The organism is Bradyrhizobium sp. CCBAU 45321, from assembly GCF_028128975.1.
In the GTDB taxonomy this organism is placed as follows: domain Bacteria; phylum Pseudomonadota; class Alphaproteobacteria; order Rhizobiales; family Xanthobacteraceae; genus Bradyrhizobium; species Bradyrhizobium yuanmingense.
This window is the reverse complement of the sequence record NZ_LFKZ01000101.1, coordinates 12499-31644: the sequence shown is the minus strand read 5'-3', so window position 1 is coordinate 31644 and position 19146 is coordinate 12499. Positions and strand designations below refer to the sequence as shown.

Here is a 19146-nt window from a genome sequence, read left to right as displayed (position 1 = left end):
ACTGGCCTGGCATGGAAACAGCATGCAAAAAGAAATCTGAGCTGATCGGTTGGCGCGCTAACATTTCCCCGACATTCACTGGGTGCGAAGTCTAACCAGCAGGCATCCCAGACTACCACCCGCTCGCTGGCCCAGCGCACTACAGCTGACACGGTCGTTACCAAACATATTTGCTCTACTCGACATTTCTGCGAGGGTGACATGTTTGATGTCTATTCCAATAGCAAGCGGGACTTCCTCGTCATAAGCAACGCTTCTGAGATGCCCGCACTTTACTCTTCCAATAAATGGCACAAGAGCAGAACTAGAGTTCTCAAAGTCAGCGACGAGATAAAGTCGGCCGTTCAGCGACAGGGGTATTACGTTCGTAGCTTTCGAGTTGGCAAAAGGGAAATGATCTAGGGCTTGAACCAATAACGCAATGTCGGCTGACGAGGGCCAAGCGGAAGACATCTGCTCGGGTTGAGGTTGCCGGTTTCAGCCCAAAGCGGACACGTCGGAAGGAAGGCGCATCTGTCGGCAACGCCTAAGCATAAACTCGGCTCCGAAGCGGTGCTGACTGGATGGTCAATACTTTGCGCCTAGAGACGAAGTGTTACTATGGAGATCGGCACTATGAGTCCCATGACTGCTATTTCCTGGAGGTGCAGCCCACAAACATCATCGCGGGTCCGTGACTTATTTCAGCGTCTGAGAGACTCTTTGTGCTTCCGCCAGATCAAGCACGGGAGCGCAGCTATGCCGATCTCGCGCCTGATTTCCGGCATCAATTTCGCTCGTGACCAACAACACCTTTTCGAGTCTGGCTTGAACTGCGCTCTTAGGAAGCTTGGCTTGGTCGAGTCGATCATGGCGATCCAAACTGCGACTGATCGCAAAAGAGTGATTGAGGTTCATAGTCCTGGAGTGACTGACGCTCTTGCTGTGGGCGAGATGGCGGTTCGCGAGATCAGTCTGTCCAAAGAAGGAAGCATGCTAGGCGGGCGGTGTCGGTATGTCTTTTCGGCGTTGATCGGCAAGATGAAGAGGATGTCCACTCATCCGTCTCGCTGTCTAGGCTCTGACCGGGCTTACGCTAGTCCCGCTCGTGCTCGTCAACTCAATCTCCGCGAGGCGATCGGCTTGCTCTTTGGTCAAATTGACCGCCCAATTAATCCCAACCAGAGCCGGCCCCTTCCGTCGTCGACCCCATCCAGCCCTTAGCCCCCTGAGGACCTAAAAATCGGCGCGGTGAGAACGTCTTGTCGCGCACCGTCATGTTAGATCCGCACTTTTATCATCTGATCATCACCTGATCGTTACCCGAGTTCGCTCAAGACAACGCGCCTCCGTAACTCGTGCGCGGCAGCTTTCAAATCGCAGACTCCGATCAGACCGAGCTGCCTCAAGCTCAGGAGAGCAAGCAGGTCACACAGCTCGATACAAAGCCCAGCTCCCAATATGGCTATGGCGCGTTGCTCCTCCGCATCGAGATCAACCCGTGAATTGCTTTCCAGATGCGTTCCGGTTTCTCAAAAGCCAAACCCATGCCTGATGTGCCGGAGCATAGCGATCGCCGCGTCGGTGTACCGACCGTGCGTGAGGTATTGATCCAGTTGCGCTGTGGAAATCAGCGCCGCAACTGCCACCGTGAAGCCCTTGAACATTGGGCCTCTCCTGAAAGAGACCGCTAACCGGGCGTGTCGGAAAATCAGACGTTCTCAGATTGGCTGCCGCCTATGGCGACCTAATATGGAAATGCTGACAGTGAGTGGTAACTACTCTCTTAACGGGTGCGGTGGACGGGTACCCCGAAGCCGCTAGACCCGGTACCGGATGACCTACTCACGATTTCGAACCGGCGGGCTGAAAAGAAGATAGGCTGCATGATCCTTGGCGCCACGAAGCGGACCAAGCGGAGACCGCGTTCCGTATACGCGATCGGGCCATACGCGGAGACGCTGCGTGAATGAAAGAGGCCGCCAATCGAGATGGCCTCCTGTCGCATGAGAAAATTGCGCTGCTCAGAACGACAAGAGCGCTATCGCTGCGAGCACCGTGTTGAGAGCGCCAACGGCGATGATGGCCGCCGTAACGATCCGGTCATGGCTCATCACTTCCTCCACTACTAAAGAGAGGATCTCTTAACGCAGCTATCTAGGCGGGAAAAGCTCTCGACTTGATCATGCGGCGGGAGATCTCAGCGAATCGGCGCATTTGAGCGCCGGTCTCACTCTGACGTGCTGTTCGCACATTTGCCTCGGGCGGGCTGCCCCAGGTTTTGCTGCTCGACCTGACGCGAAGGCGTTCGGCTTCGGCGACTAGTCGGGACGGTGCTCCGTCATGCCCGGTCGCTCCGATTTGCCCCGCCTCCCACGTTTCTCGACCGAAACGGTTCCTGCAGCGTTTCGGTGCAAGGCTTCAGCCTCCATTTTACAGTGTCCGAGCCTTCCAGGCCGGACACCGCATCAGGTTTGAAGCCTCTCCGGCGCTCACCTTGCAGACCTGCGGACCTTACCTGCACCTGCTCGCGTCCGCATTTCAGAGCCTCCTCGCACCGCCCTCTTTCTCAGGTTACCCCACAGGACACCCAATGCGGGAACTACTATGCAAGAGAGGATTGCCCCTTCCAGCTTCGCCGCTTTGGGGTGCCTCGGCCAAGATCACGATGGGCGGCAGACTGCCGAGCCGCCTCAATTGGTCTCACTGGACTCGAAACGACAGTGAGAGGTCGCAAAATGGCTGGCGACCTTGGGAGTGTGTATTCGATCGGATGTTGTCTCCCGCACAGCCGTCGTCCAGCTCGTGGTGACAGCTCTCAGTGATTGAGTAGATCGGGTCGGAAAGTCAATACGATCCTTACTGCCCGACGTGGTAGGGCTAGGCCAGCCGCGCTTTGAGATAGTCTGGTCGGGCGGCCCGTCGCAGCCAAACGCTCTCGGCAGCTCGAACGGTGAATCGTGACCCTAGATCTGTAACCTCTCGGGAGCAAAATCTGCGGAGATGATCATGAGCAGGCGATCAGAAGATCATAAAGCAGATGACATTATCCCGCTGAGCGAGCTGGATGTAAGCGAAGGCAGGCGCTTTCAAGACGATAGCATATGGGGTTTCTTTGACCGGTTGCGAAGAGAAGATCCCATTCACTACTGCAAAGACAGCCCCCACGGTCCATATTGGTCCGTGACGAAGTATCGGGACATCGTAGCGATAGACACAAACCACAAAGCATTCTCATCAAAGCAAGGTGTCACTATTGTCGACGTGCCTGATAAACACTGGACCCAGAGTTTCATCAAGATGGGGCCTCCCAAGCACGCCGAGCAGCGCAATACCGTGAGCCCGATCGTCGGACCGGAAAGCCTGACGAAGCTCGAAACCTTGATCCGCTCTCGGGTCAGGGCGATTCTCGATGGCTTGCCGCGCAATGAAGCCTTCAATTGGGTAGACATGGTCTCGATAGAGTTGACGACGCAAATGCTCGCCACGCTCTTCGACTTTCCATTTGAGGATCGGCGACTACTGACCTATTGGTCAGACGTAGCTGTTACAACTCCGAAAGCAGGCCATGCGATCGACAGCTGGGACAAGCGAAGCACAATCTTATCAGAATGTCTGGACTATTTTACAGGGCTTTGGAACGAGCGCATTAATGCCGAGCCGCGCCTCGACCTGATTTCCTTGATGGCGCATTCGCCCGCCACACGCCATATGAAGCCGAGTGAGTTTCTCGGGAATCTGATTCTGCTGATCGTGGGGGGAAATGATACGACGCGCAACTCGATTACCGGCGGCCTCCTGTTCATGAGCCAGTACCCCTCCGAACTGCGAAAACTAGCCGACAATCCCAAGCTGGTCTCGAGCGCCGTGTCCGAGATTATCCGATACCAGACACCGATCGCGCATATGCGCCGCACTGCCGCGGTCGACAGCATCGTAGGCGGGAAACAGATCCGGAAAGGCGACAAGGTCGTCATGTGGTACATCTCCGGCAACAGAGACGAAGAGATCATTGAGAACGCCAACAGTTTCGTGATCGACCGGAAGAATGTGCGGCAGCACCTCTCGTTCGGATTCGGAATCCATCGCTGTCTTGGTCGACATCTTGCCGAACTGCAGTTGAGAGTCCTCTGGGAAGAGATCTTGGATGCGAGACTGGAGATCGAGGTCGTCGGCGAACCCGAGCGAATTGCATCTAACTTCGTGCACGGCTATTCGGCTCTCCCCGTGCGGATTGAAGCGTAGGCCTGGTCGCGCCAGTCCCCGGCCGCCGGCGCGCGGTCAGGGTGGATTGATCTGAACTAATGTTCAATCTGCGCAGATGGCTTGATCGACGCGAAGCATTTTTAGTGGGCAACTACTGATCGACCGGGCAGACGTTTGAAGTCCCCGTGAGAAGCGACATGTCAGGCGCGCGTCTCGACTTGCAAACGCCTGAGATGCCGAAAGGGCCTCAACGGCAACTCCGATGCCGCCTGTTCGGGTTGCCTTGTATAGCCGGAACGTGGAGGCCGATGAATTGATGCTGAAGATTGTAGCGGGTTGCAGCGATTTTCCTTGGAGAAGCGATTTGGATATTCCCCGAGTTGATTACCTCAAGCTCCCTGGGGAAGACCGGCAGTAATTTGGCAATGCCTGTGGCCGATGTTTCTCCTGATATCCTTCGGTGGCATCTACCTCATTTTCAGATAAGCGCTTCGCCACATGCATATGAAGAATATCTGGATCATTGCCGCGAAATAGTGGGAGCTATTCTGGTAGTGGAGCCGATACTCACCTTTCTGCTCTTTAGAGACGTGCGGACACCCAATTCGCTGGTCGGGGTGACGCTCGGTGTGCTCGATATGCTTGCTGCCACATTTCTATGAGTGTGATTTAACCGGCCTGGGCGGCGGCCCGGCTTTTGCGAGATATAGTTTGAGGGAGTTGCGCAACCTCGATTCTGCTCAGTTCCGACGGGCAAAATGTCGTTGCTGATGGCCTCCGACGTCTCGGCACACCCGTCGATGGCTGGTGACTTGGTAAACTCTTCGGTCGAAGTCTGTTTAGTGGATAGCGGGACGCGTGCGTTGCGAGCGAAGGTCTGCCGATCGACATACGCTGGCCAGTTCTGCTTGGCCAAAAATCGCCGTTCAGGAGGCGAGCGCGTTCCTGGCTGCTCTCTAGCGTTTGACTTGGCCCAGCTCGCGTGCATAGAGCCAAGGCGTTCGGGTAGGGACTATTCCGTGGGTAGGGCAGGTCGGACGCCGGTCACGTCTCAGCTGATCACACCGGCACTGATGCGGCTAGTTCAGCAACACGACCAAGCTGCGATTGAAGTGGAACTCAAGGCGAGGTCTTATTTCTTGTGCATCCAGATGAATGGCTCTTGGTCAGCTAGTCGTCAGCTAGGCGGCCTATCCAGACAGGCTGCGCACTCTCGACTATTCGGAGATGAAGTATGAAAGGTATTGGCCGAGCTGATTCATCACAGGGTGAGGCGGCGGGAGCCGACAGCGCCGGGGAATTGAGCCGTTCGAGCCTGGAGCCTGGTCTCTTCCCTGGGGAACGCGGTCAATCCTTCGATGCCGTCCTGGAGCGGATGCGCTCCGGACCTCAAGACAGAACTGCGGCTTCAGATATGGCGGCGCCAACGCGCAACGAGATCAAGGCCGCAAAGCGAAATTTGGACAGCCTGCTTGAGAAGTTTGAAACTTGCCGTCGAGCGGCCATGCAACGCTGCAACTCGGAAAAGGCGCAAGAGCTGATCGATCGAGTGGTCGAAGCAGGCTCAACAGTTCTGGAGTATTACGCGAATCTGCCTTCCAATTTGGCGCGTCGTATCCTGCCCGACGATCAGGCTCGCCGGCTCCGCGACAACACGCTGGATGCGGGCAACCAATGTAACGAAGTAGCCACCGAGATTCTGTACCCACTTGAGAACAGGAGAAAGAAAGCAAAAGCCCTGCTCGACGAGGTCAAAGACACCGCTCCGCCCGACCAGCTGAGCCGCGTCGTTGCGGGCGTCGCGAACCAGTATGCTGCCTGCATGGACTGGTGGGGAAAGAAGGCGTTGCGCTTCGAGCGGATGCAGTCAGTCTGTGCGGCTACTGCCCACTTGCCAAGCAGCACGCCCGAGATGCGCAAGACCGAAGAGGGCCAACTCAGGCTCAATACGGGCTGGGCGCTCAATACCAGGTGCATGTATCTGCAATCGCGCATCGCTCTCGCCCAGCTCTTGATTGAGTCGCGAGCGAGCACGTTAGCACCGGACGTGCGAGCCGCCCTCATGGACGAGAGGGGGCAGGTGCGTCTGCTCGGGACCTTTGTTGAAGATGTTTTTCCGGCATTTATTTCGACGGGCGAGGCCGTTCGCGGAGGAGCGGTGCTCGACGCCGAGCACCGCGCCGTTCTGGAAGGAGTGATGGAACGGCTTTCGGAATTTGCATCCCAACTGAGGGGCATGCTTGAGCCCCTGAGGGAGGCTGGAACGGAAGCTGACCTTCCTTTGCAGTTGCTTGGCGAGATCGTGGACGGAGCGTGGGTGACGGCGAACGACGTCATGCGGCTGCTGGCATTGCAGCCAAAGACGGAAGTGACGATTGAACCGCCGGCTTGGGCTGCGCTTCCTGAAAACACTGCCCTGGTGGGTGAAGGCACTCCAGCGCGCAGAAAGGGCAAAGCAAAGCGCGGAGCAGCCGCGGGCGAGGGGAGTTCGACGGCCAGCCCGCCCGCGCCGCAACTGGGAAGGTCCGATGCCGCCGCGGCCGCGACGGGCAAGGTCATCGTGCTCTCGGATCTCGGTACAAAGAAACTCGCCACGCCGGAGGAGGCAGCTGCGTCATCCTCTGCGACCGATCACCTCCAGATGTGGCAGGCTCCGCCCTCCAGGAAGGCACTGCCGGGATTACTTGAGCGATTGGACGAGCTGCTGCAGTTCGATCTGCGGGCTCAGCAAAGCGCCGTCTCGCAAGCGCGCCAGATGAAGCCCGACGACGCCGAACATGTCCTGAATCGCGTGATCAAGCGCTTGCAGACGCAGTCCTCCGAGATTGAGGCCTGTGTAGCCGCGCTGGAGGAGCCTCGCCGATGGGGCCTGCTCACCGCTGCGCAGGTGCCCGAAGTGCACGAAAAGATAGTCCGGCTTCAAAGGATGGGGTCCGAGGTTCAGGGGCAGGCAAAGTCATTGAGCGCGCGAAAGGCAGCAATCACGAGCGATTGCATGAAGACCTATGCGTTTCCATCGCAGAAATACCTTGTACAGTTACGGGCAGCGGGGGAACTGGCGTCAGTGGATCCACCTCGCGCCTTGAAGGGAGAGCCAGGGACGCTGTTTGAAATCAAGCTACAGCCCATGGCGCTGAGCAATGGCGCGACGCCAAGGCCGATGTGGGTACACATCCACACCAAGCGGCCGGTACATGCCTGGCAATTGGCAACGCTGGGCGATCGCGAATTCGCCGCTTGCCACGTCAAGTCTGACGAACAGCGCGGCTACAATCAGCACTGGCAGAACGCTCGAGCCGCCGAGGGGCACGAGAACGTCGTGATCCACCGAGGCAAGCTCACTCCCGCATTCTGTAGGTCCTTGTTGAGCACCGCCGCTGGCCAGCCATGGCAGCCCCTTCCCGACCCGGAGCACGCTTCAGCTCAGATGGCTCGACTGGGGATCTAGTGAGCTGGTTTTCTTGCGCCGGTGAGCCGTTCGGCGTCAGAGTTCATGCCTTTCGGACCGGCTCGGCGGATTGCCTGAGCTGCGCCGAGCCTCGTCGAACTCCAGCTTACACAAGGATGGAGCCGGGGAGAGAACACTTCTTACGGAAGGGGTATCGGCTGGCGATCCGGAGGATTGTCGGTCGTCGTACAAGCAAGCTGCCATTCCCTGCCCTGGCGAACATCGGCGCTCGGGCGAGAAGCTGGGCCGCTGACTATTGCAGGCGGGAGATATACCAGATGCTGGCGGCGATACGCCCGGTGTCACAGTGCTTTCACCTGCCTGCCCGCGGCGAACTGGCGCGCAAACTCTTCGGGCGAGCTTCAACGGATCGCGGATGGTCCGGATGTACGGGAGCTGAGCGTCCCGGCCGCTTTGACGAATCAAACCGGGCGGTGCACAACAACGCCGCCTGTTTGCTACTCTAGCATCAGGCTACGACGGCCCCAGCATCACGCCTCCTTGGCCTCCAAAAGATGCTGGGGTGTCGTTCTTCGTTGAGCGTCTCAATCCGAGTAAGTCGGAGCTTCTTCGTTTCAACTGCAATGGCGCCGGGCGCCGCGGAGACGATTTCAATACACCGTCGTATGGTCAGTCATTTCCCTGCTTTTTTCAGTCGCCGCCACGAGCGAGCAACGGTGGCATCGCCGGAAGAGCGTACGCATACGACGAGGACCGCCTGATTGACGCATGCGCGCGGGTACAGTTAGTTCTATGATCGGCGGGGTGAAGGTCAGGCGGCTTGCTGATCGGTGGGATTGGCTTGGCGCAGGAGCTTCCATTCCCAGGGCAGCAGTTCGTGCAGCCGCGACGTAGGAAGATCGGCGATCCGGGCGAGGACGTCGGCGAGCCAGGCCTTGGGATCGACGTCGTTGAGGCGACAGGTCGTGATCATCGTCAGCATGATGGCGGCCCGATCGGCACCGCGCTGGCTGCCAGCGAAGGTCCAGTTGCGCCGCCCCAAGGCGATGCCTCTCAACGCGCGTTCAGCGCAATTGTTGGTCAAGCAGACCCTGCCGTCGTCGAGGAAGCGGGCGAAGTCGTCCCAGCGCCTGAGCATGTAGTTCATGGGCTTCAGGACCTCGGAGGAGCTCGACAGGGTCTCCCGCTCGCGGAGCAGCCAGTCGTGCATGTCGTCGAGAAGCGGCTTGCTCTGTTCCTGGCGCACGGCGCGCCGGCCGTCGGCACTGCGGCCGTTGATGGCGCGCTCGATCTCGAACAGGGCGTCAAGACGCCTGACCGCTTCCAGCGCGATCGGGGAGACCGGTTTGCCTTTCTGTCCGTCCCGGGCGGCTTTCTCGATGTCAGCCAGTTCGAAGAAGCCCCGCCGCGCATGGGCCAGGCAAAATGCCGGCGTGATCGGCATCGCTTTCCTTTTTGGGTCGAACAACGGCTCGAAGCCGCTATAGCAATCCGCCTGCAGGATACCGCCGAAGACGGCCAGATGCTTCTGGGGATGTTCGCCCCTTCGGTCGCCCGAGGCGTAATAGACAGCCGCCGGCGGCGCAGGTCCGGCGAAGGGCCGATCATCCCGCACATACGTCCAGATCCGGCCGGTCGTGCACTTGCCCTTCGCCAGGATGCGGATGGTGGTGTCGTCGCCATGAAGGCGCTCGGCCGCAAGCACATGACGCTCGATCAGCTGGAACAGCGGCGTGACGGCGAAGGTCCCGTGACCGACCTGGTCGGCCAGCGTCGATAACGGCAGATCGATCCTCTCGGCCTTAAAGCGCACGCTCTGGCGGTTGAGCGGGATATGCATGCCGAACTTGTCGAACAGAATCGTCGCCAGCAATTGTGGGCCGATGAAGCCGCGCGGCCTCGCATGGAACGGTGCCGGCGGCTGGCTTATCTTCTCGCAATCGCGGCAGGTGAACTTCTCGCGTACCGTCTCGATGACCTTAAAGCGACGCGGAATCTCCTCCAGCGTCTTGGTCACATCCTCGCCGACCTTCGCCAACCGCGATCCACCGCAGCAGGCGCAGGTCCTTGGAGCCTCGATGACGACGCGCTCACGTTCGATGTCGTCCGGCCACGGCTTGCGCACCGGCCGCTTGCGCGTGAAGGCGCTCACGCTCTGGGTTTTTGCCGCGGCAGCCTGCGCAGCCAGCTCATTCTCGGTCGCCGTGGTGGCGAGTTCTTCGAGCTCCAATTCCAACTGCTCAAGTAGCCGCGCCGTGCGCTCGGAGCGCTGCCCGTGCAGTTCGCGTTTGAGCTTCTCGATCCGTAGCTCAAGATGAGCGATCAGCACTTCGCTGTCCGACAGCTCCGCCCGCGCGTTGGCGGCATCCGCGACCGCCACATCGCGTTCAGCCTGCAACGCCTCGCGCTCGGCCAGCAGCGCAAGGTAGGCGCTCGCGAGATCCGACGGAAGATCGCTCGGCTTCAATGTCATGAAGCCATTGAATCAGATCGAGCATCAGATTCAAACCCAAAACGATTATCCGACCCGCGTCGGACGCTGGGTTTCTTGCGGATTGCGCCAATCGATCCCGGACAGCAGGTAGCTCAACTGCGCCAGCGAGATCGTTACCGCTTCACCGGCAACCGATGGCCAGATAAACTTTTTTCTCTCGAGTTTTTTTGTGAACAAGCAGGCTCCCTGACCATCGTGCCAGATCACCTTCACAAGATCGCTGCGGCGACCGCGGAAGACAAACAAATGACCGCTGAGCGGTTCTTTGTGCAGCACCTCCTGCACTTGGAGGGCCAGCGATGGAAAGCCTCTGCGCATATCCGTGTAGCCTGTAGCCAGCCACACTCGCACATTCCCTGGTACAGAAATCATCGGCGTCCAAGCACATCGAGGACCCGCGCCAACGCCTCCGGATCGACGTGCGCATCCACCCGGATGCACCGTCGGTTGCCGAGATCGATCTCTATCAATCCAGTACGCGCGGCTGCCGCCGAGCGAACTCGGCCATCAACCGTAGGCAAAAGCTTCGGAGTTTCTTCAGCCGAGGCCGCTACGGCGGCGATCTGCACCGGCGTAAAAGATGGTGCAACTTGTTCCGATGTCCGTGCTTGTCGACGCCAGGTAAACACCAGGCTGGCCGCTACTCCGTTGCGCCGCGCAACCTCAGTTACCTTCGCGCCCGGTGCCAGCGTCTCCTCGACAATCCGTGCCTTGTCGTCCTGCGACCAACGCCGCCGCCGCTCGAGCCCGCCCAAAACTTCGACCCGCATCGCCTGATGACCTTAAAGCTAGACCTAAGGTCACACGCTTCGCGAATTACCACCCGTCACGCAAGACGGTCCTCGTCGGAGCGGTACGGAAGAGCATGCTCCGCCGCAAGATCAGCTTGGTGGACTGTTCATTGAGTCATGGCGCGAGCTCACGACAGCAATCCGTATGACTAGTTTGATCGATCTTTTACAGCTCGATTCCGTGCGGCCCTAAGCACCCGGTGCATCACTTCGCTTTTGATCTCGCAGGCGATCTCGTTGACGTTGAGGTCCGAGCGACCGCTGGGCCTCGGCATCGCCCGTCAGACCCGCTTCGGCCCCGTTGGTTCAGCCGAATTTGAAACTCCTCGCCCATCGCATCGATGAGCCGATCGTCCATTGCTGCGTACTTATCCATTCGGTCGATAGATCTGATCAAGAAAATCAATTTTACCGCTTGCAGCGTCGTCAGATAGACCGTCGAGAGCGGCTGGGGCTAACCTAGGGAAGCGATGTCTCGAATGAAAAAGTCTGTGTTAGTGACCGCGAGCGCCCTCGCGCTTGCAACGGCGGTGGTGCCTCCTTTTGCTGCAAACGTTGCCGCGCAGCCGGTTGCGGCGAGTGCGCCGGTAGCCGATACATCATATCCTGAGTGCGTGGATGACCCGTTGAATGGCATCTGCGATCTGTTTTTTTGCTTGACGGATCCCTCGTGCGTCCGGCACTGACAACGGGAAACATATCAAGCAGAGAATGAGGGTCGACCCTCGTGCGGCCGCTGCTCCGACAGCGGCCGCATCCTTATGCCGTATGGTTGCGCTGGCAGATAGTATAAGCCGGGCCTATTTGTTCTCTAAAGGCTATGATCAGAGTGACGGCTCACTTACAGCCCGTCGGTGACGCCCGCTGATCGTGCAACTGCCGCATCGGCGAAGATCGGGTAAACGGAAACAAGTCATTTCAGACGGCGCCACTGCGCTCCGACAGGAGCTCCTGCTCGATGTAAAGCTGCTCCAATTTTTCAGGATAGATTGCTTTTACGTGCTGGCCCCATAGCCGTCCTCCGGCTCGATGTTTCGCATTTCGGGCATCATAGATGTCATCCTCACCTGTTCGGGTATGACTAAAGCAGCGGTCGTGGCGTTACGGCCGTTCGTCTATGGTCGGGCACATAATTGAGTGGCGCCGTCTCCGGCATCATAAGCATGGCACAAAGCGCGGCCGCGCCCGCGAAAAGCATGTACCAGGCGGGCACGAGTGCACTCCCGGTAAGATGGATGAGCCAGGTGACGATCGGTTGAGCTGTGCCTCCAAAAATCGCTATCGCAAAAGCGTAGATCGTCGCGAACGCGCGGCCACGAATGTACTTGGGCAAACCTTCGGCCATGCTCACGTAGAAGGCGCTATACGGAATCGTTCCGATCAGGGTGAGCACGCCGAGACCTCCTAGAAGTGCGAAGGCACTGCGGCTCTCTGCAATCCACAAGAATACCGGATAGGTCATCAGCAATGTAGTGACCTGCGGCCATATCATGATAGGCCGACGGCCTACGCGGTCGGCGAGCAGGCCGCCCAACAGTGCTGCAGAAATTCCGACCGTGTTGCTGATGAGCGTAGTAGCAAAGGCGAGAGGCATGGAAACGCGGAGGGTGTTCAACGCGTAGGTCGTCATGTATCCCGTAACATAAGTCGTGATCGTGCAGCTGGCCAAGATGACAAATCCCAAGCTCATGATGCGGCGATCGGTAGGCCGTCGCCCCTCAGGCTGGGTGACAGGAACCGGCGCCTCGGGGCGGTGCAGCGTTTCTGGCAGGACGCTCCGCAACCAAAATCCAAACGGCAACGTGGCCGCGCCGAGCAACAGCGCGACCCGCCATCCGTACGCATTGAGCGCTTCGCTTGTCATGGTGAGCGAGAGTATTTCTCCAACCAACGCTCCGGCCCTCGCAGCTACCTGTTGGCTCGCGGGCTGAAAGGAGACCGCAAGACCGCGGGCTTTGGTGGGGGCCGCTTCCATCAAGTAGGCTGTCGTTGGACCGACTTCACCTCCGAGAGCAAAGCCCTGCAGCAAGCGTGCGAAAATGGCTAGCAACGGAGCGGCAAGTCCTATTGTCTCGTACGATGGCGTGATAGCCAATAACAGGACCGCGGCGCTCATCATGGCAAAGCTGGCAATCATCGCCGGTCGGCGGCCGGCCCGATCCGAATACGAGCCGAGCACGATGGCTCCGATCGGCCTGGTCACAAAGCCTGCGCCGAAGGTTCCGAGTGACAGCATGAGGCTGACAAACTGGTCAGTTGCCGGGAAGAACGCCTGACCGATCTGTATTGCGAAAAAGCTATAGGTCCCGAAGTCGTAGAATTCGATGATGTTGCCGATGGTTGCGCCCAACACCGCGCGGCGTGTCAAGCGTTCGTCTGCCGGACCGAAGACCGGCTCCAGCCTGTCTGGAGTAAATTGCCTCGCCATCCTCGACCTGATCTGGAGCGCGATCCATGGCCCGAACATTTCGACCAGACAGGTCGCGCAAAGTTGCATTCCACTTGCCCGAGTTCGTCCTCACGGCCATCGCCTGTTCACATGTAGGCTAAAGCGTGTCACGACGAACCTCACGGTAATCTCTGCAATAAAAATGCCCGCCTTTCGCGGCCCATTTTACCCTTGATCTGATGACTGGCCTTGCCGGCAAGACAAATATGAGAACCTGCTATAGTTGTCGGGCACCCAGACATTGCGCTGCTTTGGCGAGTTTGAGACAAATTGGCGGGTGCCGAACACGATCGGCGATGTCTCGCGCCCTTTCAGCCTCGGCCAGGTTGCGTCCGCTCCGTGAGGCGTCAGCGGGCCACGCCTTTCGTCGCCAAGCCGATTGTCGCCGCTCAGCGCGCCTGCGGCGGTCTCTCGCGCGCCGGGCAAGATCCACCACTCATCGGTGCTCCACCTTTGTGTCGCGGCCGGGTCCCGTCTAGCGGGCGAACCGGCTGCTCACGGGTCGCTCGCGTCTGGCGACCGCCAAGGCCCAGGTCGTCCGTCATAAGGTGCGTTCGGCGCTGCCCGCCCGCGCATGTTGGCTATCTCCTGCGCAAGGGCCTCACCCGGGACTGGGAGAAGGCCCGGCTATTTGGCCCAACGGCGACGAGGCCGATCTCAAGTCGTTCGGTGAGCGCTGCCAAAGGTTCAGGGGCGTACATCTTGGTCAACCACTTAGAGAGCTGTTAAGGCAAACCAGCGACGCATACCCAGGAGTTACCGTTCGTGCGCCCGCAACGGGCGAGCACGAATGTGCCCTACGGTTCTTCGCCAACGGACGCTTGGAGGAAGCGGACATTTCAGCGGCGACCTCGCCACCGCGCGCACGAAATTACGACGATTTTCCTTATTCAGGACACCAGTGAATTCTCTTTCCAACGCCCTGAGACGAGTGCCATCTGCATGACGCAGAGCGTCCATAGCAGCCGGGACAAAGTTGGCGGTTCCTATTGCCTCACCTGAGGATGTAACGTTCCGCTTGCCCGATGTAGCTCCGGCTGTCAGTCCGAGGTTGTATCATGGCGCGCAGGGTTCGAGGCACTGGGGACTTCGCGGAGTACCCACTACACGCAGCGGCAGTCCCCGGATCACCGGCACCGAGCACCCTTAGCCGTGCGCGGGAGGATCGTCTCAGCTGCTTTTGCGTCTCAGCGATTTCGTTCTCTCAGGTAAACACTTCGCTCCGCGGTTGCCGGACTCTCACGTAGGTCTCGCTTTCGTCTGTTCTCGCGCTGGCGCGGCTATCGCGGTCATTCTGGTTAGCGGCCCCGAGCATAGGCTCGAAGCGTCCGCCAGAACGACGGGTCGCGGGCAGAGGTCGAAATGCACATGTTCGGTGCAAGACTGGGTCTGGCCGCGGTCCGCATCACCTGGACCTCCTAACCAGCTTTACGCCCAGGTGAACGCAATGCACGACGCAGACCCACGCGCCGACTGCGAGGCCAGGCGGAATGAGACTTGGCTCGGAGATGATCGCATCAGACGTGGCAGATGCGGCTGCGGGTTTGTCTCCTTCTTCGACCTTTGTCAGCTTCTCGAAAGCCAGCCTCTTTAACATTCGACCTTGGCCACTCGATGACGAAGCCAGCCATCTCTGAATTCGTGACGAACTCAGCTCATTCCCTGGGGGAGATCTTCAAGAAGCCGTTGTTCTCACAACAGAAAGGAGAGCTTTATGGATCCGAACCCGATCGACAATGCCCGTTCCCCGGAATCGCCAACAGCGCACGTCTGGACACAGGAAGATCATGATTTGTTCAGTCAGATCATGAATGAAGCTGGCCCATCATCACCTGCCGCACCTGAGGAAGCGGTAGATGTCACATTCGCCGCTCCACAGAGATTTTTACACGGTTCGCAAATCGCCCCTGACGCGATGGTTGAGAGGCTGTTCCACCACGGTCTCTTGCCGGACTCGGACCAGCCGACGATGACCTATGAAATCCAAGGTCACCGCTACACGGCCGGTTTGGATGAGTCCAATCGCGTTCGTCTTGTTCATAACCCTGCGGAGGACCAAGTGGTTCGGGTCGGCCGGGCGGGGGTACCGGACTTCGGAGCCTTCTTCGCGGAGAAATGGCGCTACGGAATGCCGCTAGCACAGCAATGGGCCACACCTGCTCTAATGGAGAAGCTGCGCCACGACGGTTTTATGCCGACCGCAGATAACTCCACCACGATCCTACTTAACGGACGGGCCTACAAAGCCGAATTAGCCGAAGGAGGGTTCGTTAGGCTTACACGGGAGACAACCCCGCTGTGAACCGATCGCGCGTGGCTGGAGGCCTGCGATCACTTCGGTTGTCCTTAGCTGGAGAGACATTCGCCCAATAGTGGATTATTCGCGCAGCCAGTGGGTACGCATCCTTGGGCCCACTGGCAGCCCACGAGATGAACGGTCATCCTGGACGTTTCGTCCGCGTGGCGCCGGCCTGTCAGTCCCCCCTGCCATATTGCCTGGGTATTGCCTCATCTGAGGATGTTAGTTTCGCTTGATCGATGTAGCTCTGGCTATCGGCCAGTCCGGGATTGCACCATGCCGCGCAGGATCGGAAGTTTCTGGAGACGCGCGGAATGCCCATTACACGCGGCCAGCGCCGAAGCTTTAGCCGTGCGGGATGATCGTCTCGGCTGCTTTGCCTCTGAGCAATCCCAACAAGCTCTGCTATGGTGTGGTGCAGGCCGAACTGTTCGGGGCGTTGCTTCGCGAGGCGACCGAGAATTGCATGCGCGGTCAGACGGAGCTCGGCCGCAAGCCAGCGCTCGATGTCGGCTGGGTCCGCGCAAGTTGGGTAGCGAAACCGCTGACCTGGAGGGGTTACTCGGAAACAGCGAAGGCCCTGCCTAGATAGCCTCGGCGGACGCGCGAGGTATTCTCAAGGAGCTGGCAGCAAAGGTCGCGTAGCCGCAACCACTGCCGCAAGTGGCTTCGCGCAGCGGTGGGATCGCGTAAGCGTATTTGTCGGTCGGGAGTCCGGTCAATTGGCACTACCAGATCTGGGCGTTTTGCAAGCAGTATCGCCGTAGGATCACGGCAATGAGCGCATGCACATAGGTGTGCGCAATCTGCTTCGAAACGCGGAAAAGAACGCCATGGCGAACATCAATCTCAATTCCAAATCTCTTGCAGGTGCACGCGCCGGACAGCGGGCCATCACCGCCCTAAAAGTCATTGTATGGAGAGCGCTGGCCCCGAGACGCCGAGGTTTCCAGATGACACGCGGAATGAAGCCGATGGCGCGGATGGTCGCAGCAACAAGGCGCGCGCTCGCCATGTACGATCTCGACCGGTGCTGCGCAATCTGGTGGCTCTATAGTCTCCATTTCGGATTCACCGGCGACGTGATGTTGGGGCTCGCTGCGGTCTCGGTTGCCCACGAGAGATCCCGCTGCGGAATTTAGAAATCGTGCATCGAGCGCATCCCAGCCCGGTCGCAATGGCGCGCACAATCGGCTTTGAAGCGAGTTCGTCCGGACCAAGAAATCGAGCTGTTATTAGTGGACGAGCTTTGGTTCGGGGGCAGAGTTGCGCCCGCCTCATCAAAGGCGGGTGATATGCAATCGTAGCAACCCGGCGAACAGCGTGATCGCGACATGCCAATCCTCGGCGGCAATTGCGCGCCGAGGACTGGTCATCAGCAAACTTCAGAACGGCATCTAAGAATCTGAAGTCGGGAGCCTCGTTAGTGAGGTCCTTAATTGAGCTTATAAGAGGCCTGAAAGCACGTACCCCACCGTTCCATGCTGTACTTCGCAAGAATGCGCGGGTCACCGACGCAGCCGCTGCTGCTGCACAAAGAGTCGCTGTCCTTTTTGGTCCACATGGCCCAATAGCGGCCACCGACCCCGACGCTGATGTTCTGGGTGAGGAAGTAGGACAACACGCCCGCAATCTGGACTCCGCCACCACCATTGCCGCGTTGTTCGTCAAAGGTGGTCTTGGGACGCAAGAGATGATAGTCGCGGCCTTTGAAATCGGTCCAGGGCAGGTAAGCGACATCAGCATTGAGGCGCCAGCGCTCGGTCAGCATAGTTTCGGCGCTCAGGCCGATTCGAGGCGCATTCCATTGAGTATCCTCCACACCGACGATCCTAGTGTCGCCCGGCTTCAGACATGCTTCATCCTGAGGCGCGACCCGAACGCAACCAATGGTATCTGAGCTCTGGCTGTAATAGGCCCAGCCCATAAATGCACCGACCTTGTAGTTCGCGCTGCGCAGGAAATCGTAACCGGCGTCCGCCGTGTAATATGCGAACCTTCCGTTTGACTGACCTGAAAGAGTATTTTGGTACGGGTATCCTTCCTGCTGGACCAGCCAATCTTCGTCGTTCATCTTCCCCTTGTTGAAGCTTCCGATCCCAAGGTTGCCCTTCAGGAACACTCCCCAGGGACTGTCGACCCGGCCGAATACCTCCCCCGAAAGCCCGTTCAGTCCGTGATAAGTGAGCCGCGATACGAGTATGCTGGGGTCTAGGGCATCGTTATTATTAAGTGCGCTGTGATCCCATTGGAATCGTCCCCGGCTCAGCCAGAGCCGCGAGCCGCCTTCGAACGACCAACCAGGCGCGTCGGGAATGGATGGTACGCTGCCCGCTGATTTCGCATACGGCGCATCGGACCTTGGTGCGGCCTCTGGGTCCACACCAAAGTGGTAGTTCAGACCAACTCTTCCGATGTGATAGTTGCTGGATAGGCTGGTTGTGTTCGCCGGCAGAATCGCAGGCGGAGATAACTGCACTGTCGAAGCGGTGGCGACACTTGGTCCGCCGAAATGCAGATAGTCATACTCGACATTCACCGACCATGCCGGCGTAAGGGCTCGCTCGAGACCGAGCGCGATCACGCCGCCAACTCGGCCATAATCGAAATGGGTTTTCTCCTGTGGCTGGTTTTCCGGTTCCACGTTGTTGACGACGTCGCCCCGATTGTTTTGCCAGGCTACGCCTGCCTTGAGATAGGCAAGCGTTTGCCCGAGCGGACCGAAGGCGTAGCCGATGCGGCCGGTCCCGGTCGCAAAGAGGTTGGGACCTGCGTTGCAGTTTGCGCTTACAATCAAGTGGGAGGCGGCTAGGCAGGTGTTTGAGCCGTTGGCGGCAGCTGCGCTGGCATCCAGTTCGAGGCCGAACACCCAACTGTTGTTCTGCCAATTGTAGCCGATCTGGCCACCTGCGACGAACGATGGAATATCGACGCTGCCGCCATAGATCGACGGGCCAAAGGGATTGCTAAAGGAGGTTCGGCCGTACCCGCCGCCGGCGTGACCGCCAATGTAGCCTCCAGACCAGTTCCACACCGCCGGTGGCAGTACTTGTCGCTCGAGGTTCGCCATAGCTCTACCCGATGTGACGAGCGCCATCGTCGTAGCACCCAAAAAGAGAACTCTTGATCGCATAATGATTGCCTGCACTTTCCCGAGACGCGGTCCCGCTCGCTAAGTATCGCCGCACGGCAAATCGTCGCAGCGGCCAGACACGTAATGACGCGCCGGGCCGCTCCGATGATCATCGCACCACGATTGGTGATGATGTCCTGAACGAAGCAAGCCGCGTGCCGGACTAATTCGTATATTTTGCAGGAGTTTCCTAAGAGTGTGTCGCGTCAACTCTCTACGTTGGTTTGAAGGCGGACAATTGAGCGTCGGTAGCACTGCATTGCGCGGCGAGGGTGGAAGGCGCGCGCATGTGCGACTTTCATGTTTTTTCGATTGCAATGTGCGCGGACCCGTTCCGCTCTGACTGAACAGCGTCATTCAAAGTGCAGTGTTCTTTTCCAGCACGA

The 19146-nt window shown here is 58.8% G+C and carries 10 protein-coding genes; 4 read left to right on the top strand and 6 right to left on the bottom strand.

Annotated elements, in window-relative coordinates; translation table 11 throughout:
* Positions 1 to 1511: 1511 nt before the first annotated feature.
* Positions 1512 to 1646, bottom strand: a complete 135-nt coding sequence (locus tag ACM43_RS11610) for a hypothetical protein (protein WP_260374199.1) — start codon at positions 1644 to 1646, stop codon at positions 1512 to 1514.
* Between the two features lie 1342 nt (positions 1647 to 2988).
* Here ACM43_RS11610 and ACM43_RS11605 point away from each other — a divergent pair.
* Both ACM43_RS11605 and ACM43_RS11600 read left to right on the top strand, forming a co-directional pair.
* Positions 2989 to 4224, top strand: a complete 1236-nt coding sequence (locus tag ACM43_RS11605) for a cytochrome P450 (RefSeq protein ID WP_124163636.1) — start codon at positions 2989 to 2991, stop codon at positions 4222 to 4224.
* Positions 4225 to 5419: 1195 nt separating this feature from the next.
* On the top strand, positions 5420 to 7633 hold the full coding sequence (locus tag ACM43_RS11600) for a hypothetical protein (protein WP_271540163.1): 2214 nt from the start codon (positions 5420 to 5422) through the stop codon (positions 7631 to 7633).
* A gap of 772 nt (positions 7634 to 8405) precedes the next feature.
* Here ACM43_RS11600 and tnpC read toward each other — a convergent pair.
* The 4 genes from tnpC to ACM43_RS11580 form a co-directional block, all read right to left on the bottom strand.
* Positions 8406 to 10067: an IS66 family transposase gene (tnpC, locus tag ACM43_RS11595; protein ID WP_036030835.1), complete on the bottom strand. Its 1662-nt coding sequence runs from the start codon at positions 10065 to 10067 to the stop codon at positions 8406 to 8408.
* Between the two features lie 45 nt (positions 10068 to 10112).
* On the bottom strand, positions 10113 to 10433 hold the full coding sequence (gene tnpB, locus ACM43_RS11590; protein ID WP_370137884.1) for an IS66 family insertion sequence element accessory protein TnpB: 321 nt from the start codon (positions 10431 to 10433) through the stop codon (positions 10113 to 10115).
* 23 nt (positions 10434 to 10456) lie between these two features.
* Positions 10457 to 10858 carry an IS66-like element accessory protein TnpA gene (tnpA, locus tag ACM43_RS11585; RefSeq protein ID WP_074448291.1) on the bottom strand — a complete coding sequence of 134 codons (402 nt, stop codon included), beginning with the start codon at positions 10856 to 10858 and terminating at the stop codon, positions 10457 to 10459.
* 1102 nt (positions 10859 to 11960) lie between these two features.
* A complete protein-coding gene (locus tag ACM43_RS11580) occupies positions 11961 to 13307 on the bottom strand; it encodes an MFS transporter (RefSeq protein WP_271540170.1) in 1347 nt (448 codons plus the stop codon).
* A 1735-nt stretch (positions 13308 to 15042) separates the two neighbouring features.
* Between ACM43_RS11580 and ACM43_RS11575 the strand changes: the two genes are divergently transcribed.
* On the top strand, positions 15043 to 15630 hold the full coding sequence (locus ACM43_RS11575) for a hypothetical protein (protein ID WP_271540159.1): 588 nt from the start codon (positions 15043 to 15045) through the stop codon (positions 15628 to 15630).
* An 830-nt stretch (positions 15631 to 16460) separates the two neighbouring features.
* Positions 16461 to 16769 (top strand): hypothetical protein, encoded by a 309-nt coding sequence (locus ACM43_RS11570; RefSeq protein ID WP_225114776.1) that lies wholly within the window; start codon positions 16461 to 16463, stop codon positions 16767 to 16769.
* A gap of 293 nt (positions 16770 to 17062) precedes the next feature.
* Here ACM43_RS11570 and ACM43_RS11565 read toward each other — a convergent pair whose 3' ends face one another.
* Positions 17063 to 18697 (bottom strand): outer membrane beta-barrel protein, encoded by a 1635-nt coding sequence (locus ACM43_RS11565; RefSeq protein WP_050996232.1) that lies wholly within the window; start codon positions 18695 to 18697, stop codon positions 17063 to 17065.
* Positions 18698 to 19146: the final 449 nt, after the last annotated feature.